General features: G+C 57.1%; 19 protein-coding genes, 7 tRNA genes and 1 pseudogene. 8 read left to right on the top strand and 19 right to left on the bottom strand.

What is annotated here, in order from left to right; all coding sequences use genetic code 11:
* Window positions 1–97: 97 nt before the first annotated feature.
* From HUO07_RS05540 to HUO07_RS05455, 18 genes and pseudogenes are all read right to left on the bottom strand, one after another.
* Window positions 98–436, bottom strand: coding sequence for a hypothetical protein (locus HUO07_RS05540; protein ID WP_176302724.1), 339 nt, complete (start codon window positions 434–436; stop codon window positions 98–100).
* A gap of 513 nt (window positions 437–949) precedes the next feature.
* Window positions 950–1,417, bottom strand: coding sequence for a host attachment protein (locus tag HUO07_RS05535; protein WP_176302723.1), 468 nt, complete (start codon window positions 1,415–1,417; stop codon window positions 950–952).
* A 67-nt stretch (window positions 1,418–1,484) separates the two neighbouring features.
* Entirely contained in the window at window positions 1,485–1,994 is a 510-nt protein-coding gene (locus tag HUO07_RS05530) for an Hsp20/alpha crystallin family protein (protein ID WP_176302722.1), read from the bottom strand.
* 272 nt (window positions 1,995–2,266) lie between these two features.
* Window positions 2,267–4,663 (bottom strand): endopeptidase La, encoded by a 2,397-nt coding sequence (gene lon, locus HUO07_RS05525; protein WP_176302721.1) that lies wholly within the window; start codon window positions 4,661–4,663, stop codon window positions 2,267–2,269.
* 13 nt (window positions 4,664–4,676) lie between these two features.
* Window positions 4,677–4,817: a hypothetical protein gene (locus HUO07_RS05520; RefSeq protein ID WP_176302720.1), complete on the bottom strand. Its 141-nt coding sequence runs from the start codon at window positions 4,815–4,817 to the stop codon at window positions 4,677–4,679.
* A gap of 202 nt (window positions 4,818–5,019) precedes the next feature.
* Window positions 5,020–5,133: pseudogene (locus HUO07_RS22360) on the bottom strand (hypothetical protein); the annotation flags it as partial.
* 321 nt (window positions 5,134–5,454) lie between these two features.
* Window positions 5,455–5,542: transfer RNA gene (locus HUO07_RS05510), tRNA-Ser, on the bottom strand.
* Between the two features lie 106 nt (window positions 5,543–5,648).
* On the bottom strand, window positions 5,649–6,158 hold the full coding sequence (locus HUO07_RS05505) for a YiiD C-terminal domain-containing protein (protein WP_176302719.1): 510 nt from the start codon (window positions 6,156–6,158) through the stop codon (window positions 5,649–5,651).
* Window positions 6,159–6,160: 2 nt separating this feature from the next.
* Window positions 6,161–6,721, bottom strand: coding sequence for a nitroreductase family protein (locus HUO07_RS05500; RefSeq protein WP_101146123.1), 561 nt, complete (start codon window positions 6,719–6,721; stop codon window positions 6,161–6,163).
* A gap of 88 nt (window positions 6,722–6,809) precedes the next feature.
* Window positions 6,810–7,643, bottom strand: a complete 834-nt coding sequence (gene queF / locus HUO07_RS05495; protein WP_176302718.1) for an NADPH-dependent 7-cyano-7-deazaguanine reductase QueF — start codon at window positions 7,641–7,643, stop codon at window positions 6,810–6,812.
* A 35-nt stretch (window positions 7,644–7,678) separates the two neighbouring features.
* Complete coding sequence (locus tag HUO07_RS05490; protein WP_176302717.1) at window positions 7,679–8,452, bottom strand: ABC transporter permease; 774 nt, start codon at window positions 8,450–8,452, stop codon at window positions 7,679–7,681.
* Window positions 8,449–9,417, bottom strand: coding sequence for an ABC transporter ATP-binding protein (locus HUO07_RS05485; protein ID WP_176302716.1), 969 nt, complete (start codon window positions 9,415–9,417; stop codon window positions 8,449–8,451). The genes HUO07_RS05490 and HUO07_RS05485 overlap by 4 nt, the downstream gene beginning before the upstream one ends.
* A 273-nt stretch (window positions 9,418–9,690) precedes the next feature.
* Window positions 9,691–9,765 (bottom strand) — tRNA-Gly (locus HUO07_RS05480).
* Window positions 9,766–9,795: 30 nt separating this feature from the next.
* Window positions 9,796–9,871, bottom strand: a tRNA-Glu gene (locus tag HUO07_RS05475).
* 102 nt (window positions 9,872–9,973) lie between these two features.
* Window positions 9,974–10,048: transfer RNA gene (locus HUO07_RS05470), tRNA-Gly, on the bottom strand.
* Window positions 10,049–10,090: 42 nt separating this feature from the next.
* Window positions 10,091–10,166, bottom strand: a tRNA-Glu gene (locus HUO07_RS05465).
* A gap of 94 nt (window positions 10,167–10,260) precedes the next feature.
* A tRNA-Gly gene (locus HUO07_RS05460) sits at window positions 10,261–10,335 on the bottom strand.
* A gap of 55 nt (window positions 10,336–10,390) precedes the next feature.
* A tRNA-Glu gene (locus tag HUO07_RS05455) sits at window positions 10,391–10,466 on the bottom strand.
* 379 nt (window positions 10,467–10,845) lie between these two features.
* Here HUO07_RS05455 and HUO07_RS05450 point away from each other — a divergent pair.
* From HUO07_RS05450 to htpX, 8 genes are all read left to right on the top strand, one after another.
* A complete protein-coding gene (locus HUO07_RS05450) occupies window positions 10,846–11,949 on the top strand; it encodes a TRAP transporter substrate-binding protein (RefSeq protein WP_008958409.1) in 1,104 nt (367 codons plus the stop codon).
* Window position 11,950: 1 nt separating this feature from the next.
* A complete protein-coding gene (locus HUO07_RS05445; protein WP_176302715.1) occupies window positions 11,951–12,460 on the top strand; it encodes a TRAP transporter small permease subunit in 510 nt (169 codons plus the stop codon).
* Window positions 12,461–12,463: 3 nt separating this feature from the next.
* Window positions 12,464–13,789, top strand: coding sequence for a TRAP transporter large permease (locus tag HUO07_RS05440; RefSeq protein WP_176302714.1), 1,326 nt, complete (start codon window positions 12,464–12,466; stop codon window positions 13,787–13,789).
* Window positions 13,790–13,816: 27 nt separating this feature from the next.
* Window positions 13,817–15,403 (top strand): gamma-glutamyltransferase family protein, encoded by a 1,587-nt coding sequence (locus HUO07_RS05435; protein WP_176302713.1) that lies wholly within the window; start codon window positions 13,817–13,819, stop codon window positions 15,401–15,403.
* Window positions 15,404–15,529: 126 nt separating this feature from the next.
* Window positions 15,530–15,928, top strand: coding sequence for a peptide-methionine (R)-S-oxide reductase MsrB (gene msrB / locus HUO07_RS05430; protein WP_101146118.1), 399 nt, complete (start codon window positions 15,530–15,532; stop codon window positions 15,926–15,928).
* 97 nt (window positions 15,929–16,025) lie between these two features.
* Window positions 16,026–16,982 (top strand): ribosome biogenesis GTPase YlqF, encoded by a 957-nt coding sequence (ylqF, locus tag HUO07_RS05425; RefSeq protein WP_008958414.1) that lies wholly within the window; start codon window positions 16,026–16,028, stop codon window positions 16,980–16,982.
* 94 nt (window positions 16,983–17,076) lie between these two features.
* Window positions 17,077–18,324, top strand: coding sequence for a pyridoxal phosphate-dependent aminotransferase (locus HUO07_RS05420; RefSeq protein ID WP_008958415.1), 1,248 nt, complete (start codon window positions 17,077–17,079; stop codon window positions 18,322–18,324).
* A gap of 152 nt (window positions 18,325–18,476) precedes the next feature.
* On the top strand, window positions 18,477–19,382 hold the full coding sequence (gene htpX, locus HUO07_RS05415; RefSeq protein WP_008958416.1) for a protease HtpX: 906 nt from the start codon (window positions 18,477–18,479) through the stop codon (window positions 19,380–19,382).
* 256 nt (window positions 19,383–19,638) lie between these two features.
* Here the strand turns inward: htpX and pdxB are convergent, their stop codons facing one another.
* Window positions 19,639–20,793 carry a 4-phosphoerythronate dehydrogenase PdxB gene (gene pdxB / locus HUO07_RS05410; RefSeq protein WP_176302712.1) on the bottom strand — a complete coding sequence of 385 codons (1,155 nt, stop codon included), beginning with the start codon at window positions 20,791–20,793 and terminating at the stop codon, window positions 19,639–19,641.
* Between the last annotated feature and the right edge of the window lie 77 nt (window positions 20,794–20,870).

Below are 20,870 nucleotides of genomic sequence, written 5' to 3'. Positions count from 1 at the left end.
GTGGGTTGGTCTTGATCAAAAGGTTACCCAAAAAATATTTTACTATCCAAGGTAGAAGCCCATTTGATCAAGCCCTTTCCCTTACAAACCCCTTCCATTAATTGCTTGAGACGGGTGTCAGAGGTTCGTCATCAATATCGGGATCATGATGGAAGGTAGCGGCCAGTGTATTAGTCTGTTCTTCTAACCCAGCCGCCGTTTTTGCATCGAGAAGAGGCGAATCGACTTCCACAATATTCGTCTCGACAGTTGCGTTGACCACCAGCTCAAATCTGGGATCGTCATAGCGATAGACGAATTCATGTCGGATTTCATCATCATCGAGAATACGTAAGCCAGCGTGTGCCAAATTAAGGTCTTGGCCTTGCACGACAACCTCTTCCTCCACAGGCCCCAAGATGCGTAGCGTCACTTGACCAGTCCATTGCAATGGCATGCTCCTTCTCCCTAACTGTGCGTGTATCAAAAAGCATAAGCCGTGACTGCCCAAGATGAAAGCGCGCATCACTCCTTTCAGCTATCGACCTGTTTCATCGAGAAGCGATCTAACCTTGTACCGAAAATCGATGGTGCTTAAGAAAAGAATGGCCAAGCTGGAGACGATGCAATTCAGCAATTAGCTTATTTCCAGAAAAAGCTTCGCCTACTTCTCCGTAGGGGTACAACCATACTTTCTATATTAAACACTTGATCGAGCGCATGGAGCCCCCTCACGCCATCCTGCGAGTTATCCGAAGAGCGGGCGGATCATTCCCTATTGTTCTTGTGTACATAGCAGAAAAACCCGCTGACTGTGAACCCGGCCCGCTGCAGAAGGCGCCTCGATTAGCTGCTGGCCAAGCCTTCAACGGTCAAGAAGGTGACCCACCGCCCTGCCTCAATCTTCGGCTATAGCCCACCGTGCTTGAGCCAACAGCCCGCGTCTCGGGGTGAGACAACGGGGATAAGCTCAGGCCGATAGCGAACTCTGTGGCTGAATGATGGTGGGCAGATGCTCAGTCAGATGGGCACGCAGATCGGTGTCGCTCAAGTGGGCGAGATCCTTGTCCAGTTCCAGCAGCAGGCACTCAGCGACCCGCTTTGGCAACGCCTCCCGTATTAGCCCCAACAGCTTCGGCGGAGCACAAAGAACCAAGCGCTGGAAGCTATCTCGACGGTGGTGATCGGCCAGCAGCGTCGCTATCTCCTGGGCGAAGCGAATCTCCTGCTGCTCCGTCGCCGGATGGCGTGTTCCCATGGCATGCCGCCCCCGCCCCATGCTATCGAAGGCCCTTCCTGGCCGATCGGACTCAATGTCGCGCTCATGCAGCCGGCCCTCGGGATTGGCCAATCTCGCCAACTCCTCAAAGGGGGCTTTCGGCAGATTGATCGTGAACAGGCGAGCACTCGTCTGATCCGAAACTAATACCCCGGTCATCTTCATGATGTAGTCCTCGGCGTACGGCGCGGGAAGCGATATTCCCGCGCCTCTCACGCCATGATGTTTAACTCTTGATGTCCAACTTGCGACGGTGCGCCTCTTTGATCTTGGGCAGGGTCAGCTCCAGTACGCCGTTTCGGAAGTTGGCCTCTGCCTTGTCGGCATCAATATCGCAAGGTAGTTCCACTGTACGCAATACACTGCCACTAGAGATCTCACAGCGATAGTACTCGCCTTCCTCCTCACGAGATTCCTTATGACTCTCACCCTTGATGGTCACCGCCCTTTCAGTTACCGAGACATCGAGATCCTCACGCTCGATACCGGGAAGCTCGGCGCGAACCACTACTTCAGTATCCCTGTCGAGAACATCGACTCTGGGTAGACGCGGCGCAAGGGCAGACAGACGATCCCAGCGCAGGGGGTGCATCCAATCCCGAGCCAGAAGGCTGTCGAACATGCGATCCAGCTCACGGAAAGGGCTCGGGTAGCGTGACGTCGAAGCCTCAGCTTCGGTGATTGTGGCGGGCTGTGTGGAGGAAGGAGAAGCCTCCTTGAATTTCTTGTTGGTCATGATGAGTCACCTCACGGGAAAGGCGGAAAAAATCCAATGAGGCAAGTTACCCGGCCCCACAGGAGATGTGCGATCCACCAATACGATCACATGGAAAAGTATAGGAGGGTCCCATCGGACAGCCATGACGCGGATCAAGGTTTATGACACCTTTTCCCCATGGCAAGACTCGACAATGGCGCTGGCCATTCTCGAGTACATGCCAAACTGCAAACGGGGCTTCACCCCCCTCGCCACCCCAGGTATACCGACGCTTACGGACGAGCCAGCCGTCAGGATTCCTTGGGTGTGGTGACTGTTGAGGAGCCCGCATCGCATAGTGCCAGCCGTGTAGCGTCCTCGACATGCTCGATCCAATGGAAGGTCAGACGTTCACGGGTCTTCTCAGGAATCTCCTCCCAGTCCTTGCGGTTGCGCGCTGGCAGCAACACGGTGCGGATGCCAGCCCGTTGGGCCGCGAGTACCTTCTCCTTGATGCCGCCCACTGGCAGCACCAGACCCCGCAGGGTGATCTCCCCGGTCATGGCGACGTCCTCACGGACGCAGCGACCACTTAGCAGCGAAACCAACGCCGTATAGATGGCCGTGCCGGCACTGGGGCCATCCTTAGGGATCGCTCCTGCCGGAACATGGACATGGATGTCGGTCCTGGCCAGGCGCCGGGCCTCCAGACCCAGTTCGTCGGCATGGGCCTTGATCAGACTCAAGGCCGCCTGGGCGCTCTCCTTCATCACCTCGCCGAGCTGGCCAGTGAGAATCAGCCGACCGTTACCCGGTGATTGGCTCGCCTCGATGAAGAGGATATCGCCACCCACTGGGGTCCAGGCCAAGCCCGTGGCGACACCAGGCACGCTGGTGCGCATCGCCATTTCGTTCTCGAAACGCGGTGGGCCAAGGGACTCCGTCAGGTCGATGGTATCCACATCTGCTCGCTCCAGGGCACCTTCTGCAATGCGCACGGCTACGTGTCGCACTACCTGGCCGATCAGCCGCTCAAGCTGGCGCACCCCCGCTTCGCGGGTGTAGTCCGCCACGATGGCATGCAAGGCGGCATCGGAGAGTGTCAGCTGCTCCTCGGAGAGTCCTGCGGCCGCGCACTGGAGTGGCACGAGATATCGCCGAGCAATCTCGACCTTCTCGTCTTCCGTATAGCCGGCCAGCTCGATGACCTCCATCCGGTCACGCAACGGGCCAGGAATCTGGTCGAGCACGTTGGCAGTGCCGATGAACATTACCCGACTGAGGTCGAAAGGCACGCCGAGGTAGTTATCCCGAAAGGCACTATTCTGCGCCGGATCAAGCACTTCGAGCAGCGCCGCCGAAGGATCCCCTTGGATACCGGCGCCGAGCTTGTCCATTTCGTCCAGCATGAACACCGGGTTGCGAGTGCCGGCCTTGCGCAATCCCTGGATGATATTGCCCGGCAGCGCGCCGATGTAGGTGCGTCGGTGGCCGCGGATCTCGGCCTCGTCGTGGACCCCGCCAAGGCTTGCACGCACAAACTCGCGGCCCATGGCCCTCGCGATACTCTGCCCCAGCGAGGTCTTGCCAACCCCCGGCGGGCCGACAAAGCACAGGATCGGACTCTTGCCCTCCGGGTTGAGCTTGTGAACCGCCAGATGCTCGATAATGCGCTTCTTGATGCGCTCGAGGCCATAGTGATCGGCATCGAGAATCTCCCGAGCGCGGGCAATATCGAGGTGTTCCTCGCTAAGTTTCGACCAGGGCAGCTCCAGCAACCACTCCATGAAGGTGCGCGCCATGGAGTACTCCCCGGCGCCCTCAGGCATGCGCTCAAGACGCTTGAGCTCCTTGCGGGCAAAGGTTTCTACCTCCTCGGGCATGCCAGCACTGTTGATGCGCTCTTCCAGTTCGCGAATCTCCTCGGCTTTCTCGTCTCCCTCGCCAAGTTCCTGCTGGATAGATCGCAGTTGCTCGCGCAGCACTGCCTCGCGCTGACGCTCAGTCATGGTCTCATGGGTGCGCTCGCTGATCTTTTGCGACAGCTTGAGCACCTCCACTCGATAGTCGAGGCGCGCTAGCACCTTGTCCATCCGCGCCTTGAGATCAGTGAGCTCCAGAATCTCTTGCTTCTCATCGGGCAAAAGATCCAAGTAACCGGCGATGGTGTCGGCCATCAGGCCGGGTTGATCGATGGCCCGCACCGCACGGATCAACTCGTCAGGGATCTGCGGCAACAGATGAAGTGCCTCAAGGGCCCGCTTGCGCAGCGTCAACAACCGCGCCTCGACATCCGGACTACGCCCCTCTCGCGCCCGGATCAGTTCCACTCTCGCCAGCAAAAAGGGATACCCATCGATGAAGTCCAGTATCCGGAAACGCATCTGGCCCTGGCAGACTAGTTGGTGTCTGCCCTCCTCGCTCGACACGAAGCGAAGGATATTGGCCATGGTGCCGACCCGGTAGAGGTCAGAAGGCCCAGGATCGACGGCGTCGGGATTCCTCTGCAGTATGACGCCCACCGGACGATCATTCTTCAGCGCCTCCTCGATACCTGCCAGGGACTTGGGTCGACCCACGGTGATCGGCAGTACCAACGCCGGGAATAGGACCAAGTTACGAACAGGCAGGAGTATCAGCACGTCCTCCGGCATCTTGATACCGACTTCGTGCGAAGTCGAATTCGGCTGAGTATATGCCTCGCTCATAGTCTCCCCTCCATCAGGTAAGACGAACGCCCAGGTAAAGGCAACCATCACACCATTCCCGCTTATGCAGGCGAAAAGTAACTGTCGACAGCCCCAAGCGACGCTCGAAGCGACCGAAAGGAATTTCCAGGCGATGCGGGTCACGTGACGGCATGGCTCCTCCCGGCGACGAACACGCCCTGGCACACCGATCCTTATTGAAGATTAGCCGGTCCGCGACCAGCGCGCCAAAGCTCTCCCGCGGTAACCGTCGCTTTACATAGCTCGTTGTCAGTGTTCACCCGCGAAGGGCGGAACTCGGGAGATCAAGATTCTCACCGCAGCCCTAAGTAATATCAGGAGCATGCAAAATAACTCTACATAGGAAAAAGATGAGTCAGCAGCAAGTAAGGAGGCAGGCGTCGCTTGCACATTGTGGTCACGCTGGCTTCTTCAAGACAGGTGTCGATCAGTTCGGGAGAGAGTACTTCGGAGAGAGCACTTCGGAGAGACTGGAGAAATCATAGGGGCTGCCTTGGCGATGGCATCAATGGCGTCGCTGAACTGCATGGATCTTACCGAGTCAGTGTGCCTGACATGGGAAGGTCTCATGGTCAACTTATAAGGAATAGGCTCAACTGCCTGGCATTAGGGACAGAGCCTGGTCTTGGAGGAGGATCGTGATGCCGTAGAGATACATATTGTCCAGCGGCATATTGAGCGAGCCCATGGAAACCAGCTGCTATGTGTGGATCAATATCTTTCAGGAAAAGAAAAAGCCGCTGAAAATCAGCGGCTTAATCTAAATTCTGTGGCGGAGGGGGAGGGATTCGAACCCTCGAAGCCTTGCGGCTTACACACTTTCCAGGCGTGCTCCTTCGACCACTCGGACACCCCTCCGCGTTTTGGCGCTGTAGAAAGGCTTTACCTTTCGCGACAGAACGGCGCACATACTATGGGCTAAGCCTCGAAATAGCAAGCCTTTTCAGGCCGATTACCGCTTCGGTTAGCGTGACGGCAACACCGCGTAATTGCCACTGGCTTCCAGACAAAGCATCTCGCCACAATAAAGCTGATGGGTTAACGCAATGCGTCCTTTCCCACGCTCCTCAAGCTGCTGGGCTAGTTGAGAAGAGCCTTCAGGTTCAGCAGGTGTGCATACCAAACGGTAATTATCGGTGACCGGTGCTAGAAAGCGTTGGGTGGCCTCGGCAACCACCACATCGCGGGCGATGCCCTGTTCGCGCAGCCATAAGGTGACCCAACACCAGCCTTGTAACGTGGTTTGCGCGGATAGCGCCCCACCAAACCCGGTGCCTTTGTCGTTAAGGCTAGGCTCCAGCGCTAACTGCCAGGTCAGCTGATCGCTTTGGCGCAACATTTCGCTAATGCCTAGCGAACTTACCATGGGAATGGCGTCACTCAGCCACTGCTGAAAGACGGCTAAGTCTTCCTGCTGGCCTTCCGGTAGTGGCAGACGTGGGTGCGGGATGCCTGGCTTACGGGGCAGATTCATAGCTAGTCCCAACGCTCCACAAAGTCAGCAACGTTATGTTGTGCCACGGGCTTATGCCGTCCGCCCAAGGTGCCCAAGTAGATAAAGGCGACGACTTCATCATCTTCATCCAGGCTTAATCCTTTGCGTACCACCGGGTCAAACGCGTACTTGCCACTGCGCCACATGGCGCCAAGACCCAGCGCATGGGCGGCAAGCAGAATACCGTGGGCGGCGCAGCCAGCGGAAATTACTTGCTCCATTTTGGGCACTTTTTCGAGTCCAGGCGTGACCTTGGCAATCACGGCGATAATCATCGGCGCCCGCAGCGGCTTTTTGCGCGCCGAGTTGAGCGTATCGTCGTCGGCGCTAGGATTTTCCTGGAACTCCGCCTCGGCAAATAGTTCGCCCAGGCGCTCACGCCCTTCCCCGCTGAACTCTATAAAGCGCCAGGGGCGCAGCTCTTTATGGTCAGGCGCCCGCAAAGCGGCTTGATAGATGTCGCTTAGCTGTTCGCTGCTAGGCGCTGGCTCAATCAGCTTGCCCATCGAGCTGCGTTCGTGAAGTAGCGTGAGTGCGTCCATTAATAACTCCAAATCCAATCGGTGGGCTACTGAGTACCGCCATTGATAGCATCGTCATTTATAACATTGTCACTTATAACATTGCCGTTTACTGCCTTGCTAGGCGCAGCGGCGTGGGCGGCGTTAGACCAGGCGTTGCGCGCCAGGGGCTAATGTCTAATCCACCACGACGCACGTAACGCGCCAGCACCAGCAGTTGCGTTGGTTTTGCATGGGTCATTAGGTCGGTGAAGATGTGCTCAACGCAGTGTTCGTGAAAATCCTGATGCTGACGAAACCCAATCAGGTAACGCAGTAACCCTTCGCGATCGATTTTGGGCCCTTGATAGCGAATCAACACGCTTCCCCAATCCGGCTGGCCAGTAACGGGGCAGTTAGATTTCAGCAGATGCGAGTAGAGGGTCTCCTCGACGACCGCTTCCCCTACCGTTAGGTGGGCACTGCTGGGTATGTAATCGCTTACTGCGATATCTAAATCGTCCAAGCATTCACCCGGCAACTGCTGTGGTGAAAGCTCTGAGGCATCCACATCAAACAGCTCGACACTCACCTCAGCCCCCGCCGCCACGGCAAGGTCATTGGCCATCGTTTCCATCACTTCCTGACGGCTATAAAACCGGGATTGATTAAAGCTGTTGAGGTAGAGCTTCCACGATTTGGATTCAATCAGGTTGGGCGAACTTGCGGGTAATCGAAAGCGCGCCACGGCGACAATGGGCTTGCCGCGGCTATTCAGCCAGGAGACTTCAAAGGCGTGCCACTCGTCCTCGCCTTCAAACGGCAGAGCGCCTTCTTCAATCCCCAGTGGTGTGCGGTTGGCTGCGCGGGGGATGGGGTAGAGAAGTCCCACGTCGTACTGCTCGGGGTAAGCGGAGTCACGCCCCAGGGGGGCGTGTTCTAACGTGTCTGGACGATGCGCCATTAATAATTACTCTCTCTTACAGTGCTGTATTACCACTAGCTGCGAATACCTTTACCACGCTCTAGCATGGTTAACGCCACCACAAATAACACGATGATAAAGGCAAAAATAGCAGCCAGCGCCCAACCAACGGGGATATCCGAGACACCCAGAAAGCCGTAGCGGAAGACGTTAACCATGTACAGAATGGGGTTGAGCATGGAAACGCCCTGCCAGAAGTCTGGCAGCATCGAGATAGAGTAAAACACCCCACCCAGATAAGTCAGCGGCGTGAGAATAAAGGTCGGCACGATAGAAATGTCATCGAACTTGTTCGCCAGCAAGGCGTTGATAAAGCCACCAATGGAGAACAGCGCCGAGGTGAGCACCACCACTAATACCGTGAGCAGCGGATGCTCCATGGTCAAACGCGTAAAGAACAGCGAAACGACGGTAACGATCAACCCAACGCCTAAACCTCGGGCCATGCCGCCCAGGATAAAGCCGGCCAAAATCACCCAGTTGGGCATTGGCGAGACCATCATCTCTTCAATCGAACGCTGAAACTTGTTCGAGAAAAAGCTCGATGCCACGTTGGAGTAGCTGTTGGTAATCACCGACATCATGATCAGCCCCGGGACGATAAAGTCCATGTAGCTGAAGCCATCCATGTCGCCAATCCGCGAACCAATGAGATTACCGAAGATGATGAAGTACATGGCCATGGTGATCGAAGGTGGCAGCAGCGTTTGCGGCCAAATGCGCGTGAAGCGTTTGATCTCTTTGAGCACCAGCGTCCATAGCGCGATCAATGTTTGCGTAGCGTTCATACGCGTTCCTCCTTCTTCTCGACGCGCTGGTCTATTGCCCCTTGGCCGCTACCTTCTACCATCGACACAAACATCTCCTCCAGGCGATTGGCCCGGTTACGCATGGATACGACTTCGATGCCCTGCTCGCTCAACGCTTTGAATACATCGTTCAAGCGCTGCCCACGATGAACCAACAACGAAAGCTGTGTGGGCTCTATCTGGTGTAATTCAAACCCTTCGATGTGAGGCACTTCTGCGACTGGCTCAGCCAAATCGATCAGGAAAGTCTCGGTATCAAGCTCGGCCAGTAGCTCCCGCACGCTGGTATTGCGCACGATGTCGCCATTGTTGATGATCGCCACATTGCGACACAGGCTCTCGGCCTCTTCCAAGTAGTGCGTCGTCAGAATGATGGTGGTACCTTCATCCTGATTGATCCGCCGCATGTACTCCCACATGCTGCGCCGCAGTTCGATATCCACGCCCGCGGTTGGCTCATCGAGAATCAGCAGCTTGGGGCGATGCATCAGCGCCCGGGCAATCATCAGGCGGCGCTTCATGCCACCGGAGAGCATGCGCGCACTGCCGTTACGCTTTTCCCATAGGCCAAGGTCGGTCAGCAGCTGTTTAGCACGAGGCAAGGCTTCGCGACTGGTCATGCCGTAATAGCCCGCTTGGGCCAGCACGATATCGAGCACCTTTTCGAACTGGTTGAAATTGAACTCCTGAGGCACCACACCTAGCTGGTATTTAGCCTTGGCGAAGTCTTTATCAACATCGATGCCAAAGATGGACACTTGGCCCGCAGTTTTTTGCACCAGCGAGCAGACCACACCTAACGTGGTGGATTTACCGGCCCCATTGGGGCCCAACAAAGCAAAAAAATCGCCCTGCTGGACGTCGAGATCAATACCTTTGAGTGCCTGAAAGCCGTTGCCATACACTTTGGTAAGGCCACGGATCGACAATGCCGGTTCGGCCATGAACATGTCCTGTCAGCAAAATAAGAAGAGAAGGTAAAACATTAGGGCGCAAACGACTTTTTTCAAGTCGGGCAATCGAGCCGAGCGCCAGACACGCAAAAAATGACGCCCAGCAAGTAGCTAGCGCATCAACAATACAGAGGGATAAAAAATTAAAACTAGAAGCGCTTGGAGCGGGAAAGGCGATTCGGTGGGGCGGCCTTCCGCCGGGCTGGCGCACCAGATCACGACCCTCGCCGTGGCAAGGCAATACTCTTAACCACACATCCAAATTGGAGCGGGAAAGGAGATTCGAACTCCCGACCCTCGCCTTGGCAAGGCGATGCTCTACCACTGAGCTATTCCCGCAACGCAAACAAAACGATGTGTAACACTAGATGGCGTCCCATAGGGGGTTCGAACCCCTGTTACCGCCGTGAAAGGGCGGTGTCCTAGGCCACTAGACGAATGGGACTATATATCAAAACTGGAGCGGGAAAGTAGATACGACGGGGCTGCCCCCAGCCGGGCTGGCGTTCCAGCTCCCGACCTCGCCTGACTAACCACACACCTAAACTGGAGCGGGAAAGGAGATTCGAACTCCCGACCCTCGCCTTGGCAAGGCGATGCTCTACCACTGAGCTATTCCCGCTTATAGAACACTTGCTTAGCTTTTTACCTAACTTATCGGAAGTGGCGTCCCATAGGGGGTTCGAACCCCTGTTACCGCCGTGAAAGGGCGGTGTCCTAGACCACTAGACGAATGGGACACTGTAATTACTTCAACTACGTGGAGCGGGAAAGTAGATACGACGGGGCTGGCGTTCCAGCTCCCGACCTCGCCTGACTTACCACACACCTAATTGGAGCGGGAAAGGAGATTCGAACTCCCGACCCTCGCCTTGGCAAGGCGATGCTCTACCACTGAGCTATTCCCGCATTCCGATAACCCTGACGACCGCTTATTCTTGCTCTAAAAATACACAAAAATAAGTGGCGTCCCATAGGGGGTTCGAACCCCTGTTACCGCCGTGAAAGGGCGGTGTCCTAGACCACTAGACGAATGGGACGTTGCTTGCCTCGTCGAGGTGGCGCGTATGTTACTCAGACCTTATTGAGCTGTCAAGCACTCTGCCTCACTCGCTTAACTGGCCTGCTTTCAACTACCTACTCCTCAAACCAGCCCTCAACTCAGCCCTTAACCCAGTCGCCGGGGAAAAGCGCTGTTTCGCCCGCACAGAGCAAAGGTGCACGCTGGCAGTGCTCTTAGCGAAATTTAGGCGTCATTAAGGTGCAAATACTTAATCGACTTAGTGACCTACCTTTTGGACTCGACCTACAAACTCCTTAAAAATCTTTTATTTATAATAAAATCGATTTTTATGGCACACCCCTTGCTACCTCATTGTGTTCCTGTGCCGACCTGCTTCCCAATCAACGAGGTGTGCTATGTCCTTATCCCGTCGAAAGTTTCTCACTACGGCTGCGGTTTCTTCCACCGCTGGTTTAGTCTTAGGTGCGCCGTCAATCGCTCGTGCCCAGTCAGCGGAAAGCTTTAACTGGCGCATGACCAATGCCTACAGCCCTGGTTCGCCCTTTTACGTGGAAGGCCCAGGCAGCCCTACGGATGTGATCGCCAAGATCAACGCGATGTCCGGCGGACGCCTCAATATTCAGCACTTCTCTTCCGGTGAGCTGATTCCTGCCTTTGAAGGCTTTGAAGCCGTTCAAAGCGGCACCATCGAAATGAATGCTGCTAATAGCTATTTCTGGTCGGGCACCACCTTTGCGGCCCAATACTTTACGACGGTGCCGTTTGGGATGAGCTTTATGGGCCATATGGCGTGGCTTTATCACGGCGGCGGCCTGGAGCTCTGGCACGAAGTGTATGAGCCCTATGGCATGGTGGCGTTCCCGCTTAACAATACCGGCGTGCAGATGACGGGCTGGTTCCGCGAGCCTATCGAGGATATTAGCCAGCTCAACGGTTTACGCATGCGCGTTCCCGGCTTGGCGGGCCAGGTGTACTCCTCGCTAGGTGTCGATGCCCGCGTGCTGCCCGGTGGCGAAATTTTCCCCGCGCTGGAACGGGGGGTGATCGATGCCGCCGAATTCGTTGGCCCCTTCCAAGACCGCCGCATGGGGCTGCACAACGCCGCCAAGTTCTACCACACCACCGGTTGGCACGAACCCTCCACCACCGGCGAGCTGCTGATCTCGAAAACGCACTGGGATAGCTTGCCGGAAGACCTGCAAATGATCGTCAAAACGGCCTGTATGGCGGCCTGCTTGGAGAGTGTCACTTGGTCCGAAGCGGTGAACGGTGAAGCCATGACTGATCTGGTCGAAAACGAAGGCGTGACAGCCAGCATGCTGCCCACTCCCGTTGTCGATGCGCTGCGTGAAGCCACCCAAGACACGCTGGCCACAGAGGCCAACGCTGACCCACTAGTACGCAAAGTGCACGATAGCTACATGGCGTTTAAAGCCAACCACGACCGCTGGGCGGGTGCCAGTGAGCGTGCCTGGTTAAACGATATTATCGGAGTCTGATATGCGCGCCGTGGAATTTTTTGTCCACGGAGTTGAGGCGGTGGTTCGGCTATTTGGCTGGATCGCCGCCTGGACCTGCGTGGTATTAGTCGGGCTTGTCGCTGGCGATGTGTTGATGCGCTACGCGTTTAGCGTTGGCTCGGTATGGCTGCAGGAGTTGCAGTGGCACTTAATCTCGCCTATCGCGCTGTTTGGCATGTCGTATTTGCTGTTGATGGGCGAACAGGTACGCGTCGACGTCTTTTATGAGCGTTTCCCGGCGGGGCTACAACGGGTGATCGAGGTGACCGGCGGGCTGTTGCTGCTGGTGATGGGCCTGTACATCGCCTGGCTGACGCTGCCCTGGATAGCGCAGTCGTACGCCCGTGGTGAGGCGTCGCCAAACCCAGGCGGCATGCCTCTTCGCTGGTTGCTTAAATCACTGATCCCATTTGGCTTTGTCCTTCTCGCGCTGCAAGGGTTGGCCCACGCGCTGCGTCAGGTGTTTGCCCTACCCACACGAGGTGAATAACGCATGTCTCCTAATGAGTGGCTAGCGATCGGTATGATCGTGGCTTTTTTTGTGTTTCTGCTGATCGGCATTCCGGTGGGCATCAGTATTGCGGCAACGGCCTTTTTCTTTGGTTATATCGGCTTTGGCCCGATGCTATTTAACCTGCTGCCATCGCGTATTTATGGGGTGGTCACTAACTACACCTTTATGGCCATACCGCTGTTTGTGTTTATGGGGGTGATGCTGGAGAAATCGAAGCTGGCCGAAGAGCTGATCGATGTGATTGGCCACCTTTTTGGCGGCTTACCGGGCGGCATGGGCGTGGCGATTATTTTAGTCGGCGTTTTATTGGGCGCCGCCACCGGCATTGTCGGCGCCACCATCGTGACGCTGGGCCTTCTCACGCTGCCAACGCTTCTGCGTCGTGGCTATCCTAAAACGCTGGCCACCGGGATGATCTGCGCATCCGGCACCTTGGGTCAGATTATTCCACCCAGCCTGGTGCTCATCCTGCTGGCAGAAATACTCGGCGAGTCCGTCGGCACGATGTTTGCAGCCGCCATGGTGCCGGGGCTAACGCTCGCGGCGGTGTATATCATTGCCATTTTGGTCATCGCCAAACTCTACCCCCACCTGATGCCCCCCATCCCCATTGAGGAGCGTAAAGCGATGGGGCGCCGCCAACTGCTGATGAAAGTGATCACCGTGGTGGGCCCGCCAGTGGGTTTGGTATTTGCTGTGCTGGGTTCGATTATTGGCGGCATTGCGGCCCCTACCGAGGCCGCCGCAATGGGGGCACTGGGGGCGCTGGTGTTTGTTGCCTGCTCGGGGCGGTTGACCTTCACGCTACTCAAGGAGGTCGCCAAGGCCACGCTGGTGATTTCGGCGATGGTGTTCTTTATCTTGATCAGTGCGCAGGTATTTGGGCTGGCATTTCGTGGCCTGGGTGGAGAGCACCTTGTCGCCCGGATGTTTGATTGGGTGCCGGGCGGTGAATTCGGCGCGCTGCTGTTTATGCTATTGCTGATGTTCGTGCTGGGCTTCTTCCTCGAGTGGATTGAGATCAGCTATATTGCCCTGCCGCTATTTTTACCGTTCTTCGTTCAGATGGGCGTCGATATGGTATGGCTGGGCATTCTGGTGGGGTTGGTGCTGCAAACCTCGTTTCTTACCCCACCCTTTGGCTGGTCACTGTTTTTCCTCAAGGGCGTGGCCCCCAAAGAGGTCACCACGCTGGATATCTACAAAGGCGCCCTGCCGTTTATCGGGCTGCAGTTTTTAGCCGTTGCGCTGGTGTTTATTTTTCCCAGCATTGCCACTTGGCTGCCGAACGCCATTGGCTGGTAACCATGATCAATAACAAAGGAATTTAAGATGCTTCACACCCAACGTAGTTACGGCGGCAGCTGCGTCGCCCCGCATCACCTGGCGGCCAGCGCCGGGCGAGATGTGTTAAAACAGGGCGGCAACGCGGTGGAAGCCATGGTGGCAGCCGCCGCGGCCATTGCGGTGGTTTATCCGCATATGAACGCCCTGGGCGGCGACGGTTTTTGGTTAATTCATGAGCCCGGTAAAGCCCCCGTTGCCATCGATGCCTGCGGCCCGACAGCGGACCTCGCCAATGCGGATTTCTACGCCGGTGAGACGCAGATTCCCGAGCGCGGCCCCAAAGCCGCGCTGACCATGGCGGGCACGATTGGCGGTTGGCATGAAGCGCTGAACGTGGCATCAAGCTGGGGGCAACAGCTGCCTCTGACCACCCTACTGGCAGACGCCATTCATCATGCCGAGGCGGGTATTTCGGTCACTCAAAGCCAGGAGGCCCTCACTGCCAAACACGTTGAGCGCCTGTCTCAAAGCCCTGGCTTTAGTGATTCCCTGCTGCTTAACGGCCAGGTACCCCAGGAGGGTGAGCGGCTGCGCCAGCCACGCTTAGCGGCCACCCTCAAGCGCTTGGCAGAAGCCGGATTAGATGATTTCTATCGCGGCGAACTGGCCGCTAGCATGGCGAAAGATTTGGAAGCAGTGGGCAGCCCCCTGCGCTTGGCTGACTTTCACGCCTACCGTGCCCAGCGCGTCACGCCGCTGGAAGTCACCCTCCAAGATGCCACGCTGTATAACCTGCCTGCACCGACCCAGGGCATGGCCTCGTTAATGATTTTGGCCATTTACGAGCGCTTGAAAGCCGACGAGCCCAACGGTTTCGATCACCTGCACGGGCTGTTTGAAGCGACCAAGCGCGCCTTTATCCTACGTGACCAAAATGTGACTGATCCGGGCCGTGTTCCCACACCACTGCAGGCGTTACTCAGCGAGGAAAATATTGGTCGGGAAGCGGCTCAAATTGACCCACAACGCGCTCTGCCCTGGCCACACGAGCCAGCCCCTGGCGACACCATTTGGATGGGCACCGTCGATAGCGAAGGGCGTGCGGTAAGCTTTATTCAGAGTATCTATTGGGAGTTCGGCAGTGGCGTGGTACTGCCGGAAAGCGGCGTACTGTGGCAAAACCGCGGCATCAGCTTTTCGCTCAACCCCGACGACCTGCGCGGCTTAGCCCCTGGCCGCAAACCTTTCCATACGCTCAACCCAGCGCTGGCCAAGTTTAACGATGGCCGCACCATGGTCTACGGCACCATGGGCGGCGAAGGCCAGCCGCAAACCCAGGCGGCGGTATTTTCGCGCTATGCGCTGCACGGCATGCCGCTTCAGCAGGCGATCACCGCGCCGCGCTGGTTGCTCGGGCGCACTTGGGGGGAAACCAGCACCAACCTTAAACTCGAAGCACGTTTTGACGACGCCTTGGTGACGGCCCTAGCTACCGCCGGACACGATGTGGAAGTGTTGCCTGAAGCCTTCAGCGACACCATGGGCCATGCGGGCGGCATGGTGTGTCACCCGGACGGCCTGATCGAGAGCGCCCACGACCCAAGAAGTAACGGCGGCGCGGCCAGCGTATAAACACATCTTAGGGAGTTTCATCCATGCTGAACTTGAGCAGGCGACTCACTGTCACTCAGGAGAGTGTTAAGCTAGCCTGCTTAATAAGCCTCTGAAGAGTGGCCAACCAGCGGGAAGGAGAACCCCATGGCGAAAATAGAAAAATCCCCCGACGAGTGGCAAAAGCAGTTAACGCCAGAGCAGTACCGTGTGGCACGCGAGAAAGGCACTGAACGCCCGTTCACCGGGGATTATCAGGTGCGCGATGCTCAGGGTATTTACCACTGTGTGTGCTGTAATGCGCCACTGTTTGAGAATGAGCACAAGTTTGATGCTGGCTGCGGCTGGCCCAGCTTTGACCGGCCGCTGGGTAGCCGCTGCGTTGAAGAGCATACGGATACCACTCACGGCATGCAGCGCACCGAGGTCGTCTGTTCTCACTGTGATGCACACCTGGGCCACGTTTTCCCCGACGGGCCACCCGAGACCACCGGCTTGCGCTACTGCATCAACTCGGTGTCGTTGGAGTTTCACCCTGACGAGTAATCCTTGCTAAAAGGAAGCACAGCAAGGCGGGCGCCATCTGTTAGAATGGTTGCCCGCTTTTTTGTGCCTCTATTTTTTGTACTTTCAGGAGAGACCCATGCTCGGCTGGTTCCCCGGACATATGAACAAGGCCCGCCGCCAGATTAAGGAGGTGCTGCCTGAAATTGACGTGGTGATCGAGGTCCTCGACGCGCGTCTGCCCTACTCCAGCGCCAACCCAATGCTGGCCGAGCTAACCCGCCATAAGCCGGTGCTAAAAATTCTCTCCCGCGCCGATCTTGCCGACCCTGAGCGGACGGCCGAGTGGGTCGAATTTTTCGATGCCCAAGAGAACATGCGCGCCTTAGCCGTTACCACGACCAATACCCGTGAGCTGAAGAAAATCCCCAAGCTGTGCCATGAGCTGGCCGGTGCCGTGCGCGCCGACAGGGATGTGCGCGTGATGGTGATGGGTATACCGAATGTCGGGAAATCCACGCTGATTAATGGCCTGGCCGGGCGCAAAATCGCCAAGACCGGTAACGAGCCTGCGGTCACCAAGCGTCAACAGAAGGTGCGTATTGATGGCCGTGTAGCCCTTACCGACACCCCAGGCGTGCTGTGGCCCAAAATTGAAGACCAGGCCAGCGCCTATCGCCTTGCCGCCACCGGTGCCATTCGCGATACGGCCATCGAGTATACCGATGTGGCGATCGTCACCAGCGCAGAGCTTGCCAAGCGTTACCCTGAAGCGCTCACCGAGCGCTATAAGCTCAAAGCGCTGCCGCCTTACACCGCGCCGGACCTCCCCCACGATATTGATGCGGACGGTCCGAAAAAGCCTGATTTTCTCGCTATTGCTGGCTTCGACGGTAACGCCATCTTAAAAGATATCGCTGCCCGCCGTGGCGGCCTGCGCCCCGGCGGCGCGGTTGATCTGCACCGCGGCGCCGAAGTACTGCTTCACGAACTTCGCGACGGCAAGCTGGGCAGGCTAACGCTTGAAACCCCTGCAGATATTCCGCCACCCCCGGTGCAAAACGACGAAGACAATCAAGGCCTTTCCGACGCATAATGAGCCGAGCACTGCTAAGTCACCCTTTGACCTAGTAAACACATAATGACGTTGGATACTTTTGGGCTTCTAGCTACTTTTGGACAAACACCTCATGGATACCCCGCAGTCGCACGAATCACAACCGCTTAAGAAATCTCATAAACTGCACAATGTCTGCTACGACATTCGCGGCCCGGTACTCGACCACGCCAAGCGCTTGGAAGAGGAAGGTCAACGAATTCTCAAGCTGAATATCGGCAACCCCGCGCCCTTCGGCTTCGAGGCGCCGGAAGAGATTCTCCAGGATGTGATGCGTAACCTGCCCACTGCCCAGGGCTACTGCGACTCCAAAGGCCTCTATTCCGCCCGTAAAGCCATTATGCAGGAGTGCCAGCGCAAGCAGATTCCCGGCGTGGGGATTGAGGATATCTTCATCGGCAACGGTGTGTCTGAGCTGATCGTGATGGCCATGCAGGCGCTGCTCAACGACGGCGATGAAGTATTGATTCCCGCGCCGGACTACCCGCTATGGACCGCGGCCGCTCACCTTTCCGGTGGCCATGCGGTGCACTACCTGTGCGACGAGCAGGCCGACTGGACGCCCGACATGGCGGATATTCGCGCTAAAATCACCAGCCACACGCGCGCCATTGTGCTGATCAACCCCAATAACCCGACCGGTGCAGTCTATCCGCCCGCAGTGGTCAAAGAGGTACTGGCGATCGCCAAGCAGCACAACCTGGTGGTGTTCTCTGACGAGATCTACGACAAGATTCTGTACGACGGCGTCGAGCACACCGCCACGGGCGCGCTGGCGGATGATGACCAATTAGTCATCACCATGAACGGGCTCTCCAAAAGCTATCGCTGTGCGGGCTTTCGCTCAGGCTGGATGATTATCTCCGGCACCTTGGCCAAATTGAACGCTCAGGACTATATCCAGGGGCTGAATATGCTGGCTTCCATGCGTCTGTGCGCCAACGTGCCCGCCCAGCACGCGATTCAAACCGCGCTGGGGGGCTATCAGTCGATTAACGATTTAATCCTGCCTGGCGGGCGGCTGTTGGCCCAGCGTGACATCACGGTAGAAAAGCTGAACGCGATCCCCGGCGTCTCCTGCGTGAAGCCAAAAGGCGCGCTCTATGCGTTTCCGCGTCTGGACCCAAAAGTTTTCAACATCAAAGACGATCAGCAGATGGTGCTTGATCTGTTGCTGCAGGAAAAAATATTGCTGGTACAAGGGACCGCCTTTAACTGGCCAGAGCCGGATCATGTGCGCATTGTGACCCTGCCCTGGGCAGACCAACTCGGTGATGCATTGGACCGTTTTGCCAACTTCCTATCCCGCTACCGGCAGTGAGCCTAGCTAGGTGAATATGCCGATTAAAACAGCTATTTGACGCAGCGTGACTTGAAACTGCCACGAACAGTACGTATTTAAGCAACTATTCTGTGACCATTTCACTGGCTGTGTATGAACCGGTTTCTAAACGTTGAGGGAGAACCTGCACCATGATGCGAATTCTGCTGTTTTTAGCGACCAATATAGCGGTCTTGCTGGTCGCCAGTATCACCTTGCGCTTGCTCGGTGTAGAGGGCTACCTGCGCGGCCAGGGCATCAACTTCACCAGCCTGCTGATCTTCTGCTTTGTGTTCGGCATGGCGGGTTCCATCATCTCGCTCTTCATTTCCAAATGGATGGCCAAGCGCAGCACCGGCACGGTGATCATCGAAACGCCCTCCAACTCGACCGAACGGTGGTTGCTGGACACGGTCGCGGAGCTCTCCCGTGAAGCGGGTATTAAAACCCCGGAAGTGGGCATCTTTCCGGCACAGCAATCCAACGCCTTTGCTACGGGCTGGAACAAGGACGATGCACTGGTGGCCGTCTCGGCAGGCTTGATGAATCGCATGCGACCGGAAGAAGTGCGGGCGGTACTGGCTCACGAAATTGGCCACGTTGCCAATGGCGACATGGTAACACTGGCGCTGATTCAAGGCGTGGTGAATACCTTCGTGATGTTCTTTGCCCGGGTAGTGGCACACTTGGTCGATAACTTCCTGCGCAGCCGTAGCGATGGTGAAGGCGGGCTCGGCTTTATGGGTTACTTCGCAGTAGTCATGGTCGCTGAGATTGTGTTCGGCATTTTGGCCTCGGCCATCGTCGCCTGGTTCTCGCGCTATCGCGAATACCGCGCCGATGAAGCCGGTGCACGCTTAGCGGGCACCAATGCGATGGTCAGCGCGTTGGCACGCTTGAAAACCGAAACGGAAATGCCCGATCAAATGCCAGACACACTGCGCGCCATGGCCATCACCAAAGGCCAAACGCGCTCGCTTGTGGAAAAGCTGTTTGCCAGCCACCCGCCGCTGGATGAGCGCATCCGTGCGCTGAAAGAAGCCGCTTATCGTCAGTAAGTCGCTTGGGGCCACCGCAGACCGGTGGCTCTTTCACGTCGTTGCGAACTCCGCTAAGTAGTCTGGAGTCGCTTTTTCTGTCATTGCGAGCGTAGCGAAGCAATCTCGGGGTCGCCTTTTCTGTCATTGCGAGCGCAGCGAAGCAATCTGGGGATGTGCCTCCGCGGGTACAGATTGCCGCGTCGCTTCGCTCCTCGCAATGACAATGCTGGAGCAACTCGTTATGACAAGAGACAAGCGTCTCCAATGACAATAGTCAGAAATCCTCACTATGACTGCAGGGAAACCCCGCCCCACGCAATAAGCCTTCCAGCGCTATCGCCTCCCCTGACAACTGCACGTTGAGCGTGGCGAATTCGCGCCGCAGCGGGTAGTTGGCGCGGCAGTCATCAAAGCCTTTGTGCATGCCGTGATGCTGCGTTTGGCGCTGGAGAGCGTCGTGGTCGCGGCGTACGTCGTACACCGCTCTCATGCAGAGCCTTAGCGCATCTTCTGGCGGTAGCGCGTGCTGCAAATGCAGCGATGCCAGTGCGGGCGGTGGGCAAATATCGGCGAACGTAAATTCACTGGGCTGGCCGCAGTGACGCGCTAGCGCCTGCTGAATCATCCAGGTGCCGCGCAGCTTGCCGTCCAGGCTGTGTCCGGCAATATGCGGTGTCGCCAGTGCCACCAGATCACGCAGGCCGGCATCGATGGCCGGCTCCGCCTCCCAGACATCCAACACCGCCGTTATGTCCCCTTTACCTGATAACCGGCTGCGCAGCGCCAAACCATCCACGCAGTCGCCCCGCCCAGCATTAAGCAGCACACTGCCCGGCGCTAACTCACCGATACGTTGAGCATTGAGTAGTTGATACGTCGCGTGCGGACCTTCCCGGGTTAGTGGGGTATGCAGGCAGAGCACATCACAGCGCTCGATCAGAGCATCTAACGAGTGAAAGCCTGCCTGGCCCTCCTCGTCGGCTCTGGGCGGATCACAGGCCAGCGTTGCCACGCCCATGGCGGTTAGTCGCACCTGCAGTCTGCTGCCGACATTGCCCACCCCCACAATACCCACGGTACGCTCGCGAAGCAGCCAGCCATCGCGCTCCGCCAGGGTCAGCAGGCTGCTTAGCACATAATCAACCACCGCTTCGGCGTTGCAGCCTGGCGCACTGGCGAAGTCGATATTGCGCTGGGCAAGCGCTGCCTGGTCGATATGATCGGTGCCGATGGTGCAGGTGCCCACAAAACGTACGGGGCTATCGGCAAGCAGCTTATCGTTGACCTGGGTAATCGAGCGCACGATTAGCGCGTCGGCGTCGCGAAGGTGGGCGGCGTTTATCTCCCGCCCTGGCACACGGGTGAGCGTACCGAAATGGCCGAAGCAGTGCTCGGCAGCGGGGATATTGGCGTCGATGACAAGTTTCATAGGCGTTTGGGTATCCGGGCTTTACAATACCGCCCGCGACGGCTTGATGGGCAGGCGTGTTTAAAGGCTATCTTTTA

It is taken from the genome of Vreelandella maris, from assembly GCF_013371085.1.
GTDB lineage: Bacteria > Pseudomonadota > Gammaproteobacteria > Pseudomonadales > Halomonadaceae > Vreelandella > Vreelandella maris.
Note: the sequence above shows the minus strand (reverse complement) of the source record. Positions and strands in the feature narration are given on the sequence as shown.

Coding starts and splice junctions, on each gene's coding strand:
- HUO07_RS05540 (WP_176302724.1), bottom strand. CDS start 436: ATGCCATTGCAATGGACTGGTCAAGTGACGCTACGCATCTTGGGGCCT.
- HUO07_RS05535 (WP_176302723.1), bottom strand. CDS start 1,417: ATGACCGGGGTATTAGTTTCGGATCAGACGAGTGCTCGCCTGTTCACG.
- HUO07_RS05530 (WP_176302722.1), bottom strand. CDS start 1,994: ATGACCAACAAGAAATTCAAGGAGGCTTCTCCTTCCTCCACACAGCCC.
- lon (WP_176302721.1), bottom strand. CDS start 4,663: ATGAGCGAGGCATATACTCAGCCGAATTCGACTTCGCACGAAGTCGGT.
- HUO07_RS05520 (WP_176302720.1), bottom strand. CDS start 4,817: ATGCCGTCACGTGACCCGCATCGCCTGGAAATTCCTTTCGGTCGCTTC.
- HUO07_RS05505 (WP_176302719.1), bottom strand. CDS start 6,158: ATGAATCTGCCCCGTAAGCCAGGCATCCCGCACCCACGTCTGCCACTA.
- HUO07_RS05500 (WP_101146123.1), bottom strand. CDS start 6,721: ATGGACGCACTCACGCTACTTCACGAACGCAGCTCGATGGGCAAGCTG.
- queF (WP_176302718.1), bottom strand. CDS start 7,643: ATGGCGCATCGTCCAGACACGTTAGAACACGCCCCCCTGGGGCGTGAC.
- HUO07_RS05490 (WP_176302717.1), bottom strand. CDS start 8,452: ATGAACGCTACGCAAACATTGATCGCGCTATGGACGCTGGTGCTCAAA.
- HUO07_RS05485 (WP_176302716.1), bottom strand. CDS start 9,417: ATGGCCGAACCGGCATTGTCGATCCGTGGCCTTACCAAAGTGTATGGC.
- HUO07_RS05450 (WP_008958409.1), top strand. CDS start 10,846: ATGTCCTTATCCCGTCGAAAGTTTCTCACTACGGCTGCGGTTTCTTCC.
- HUO07_RS05445 (WP_176302715.1), top strand. CDS start 11,951: ATGCGCGCCGTGGAATTTTTTGTCCACGGAGTTGAGGCGGTGGTTCGG.
- HUO07_RS05440 (WP_176302714.1), top strand. CDS start 12,464: ATGTCTCCTAATGAGTGGCTAGCGATCGGTATGATCGTGGCTTTTTTT.
- HUO07_RS05435 (WP_176302713.1), top strand. CDS start 13,817: ATGCTTCACACCCAACGTAGTTACGGCGGCAGCTGCGTCGCCCCGCAT.
- msrB (WP_101146118.1), top strand. CDS start 15,530: ATGGCGAAAATAGAAAAATCCCCCGACGAGTGGCAAAAGCAGTTAACG.
- ylqF (WP_008958414.1), top strand. CDS start 16,026: ATGCTCGGCTGGTTCCCCGGACATATGAACAAGGCCCGCCGCCAGATT.
- HUO07_RS05420 (WP_008958415.1), top strand. CDS start 17,077: ATGGATACCCCGCAGTCGCACGAATCACAACCGCTTAAGAAATCTCAT.
- htpX (WP_008958416.1), top strand. CDS start 18,477: ATGATGCGAATTCTGCTGTTTTTAGCGACCAATATAGCGGTCTTGCTG.
- pdxB (WP_176302712.1), bottom strand. CDS start 20,793: ATGAAACTTGTCATCGACGCCAATATCCCCGCTGCCGAGCACTGCTTC.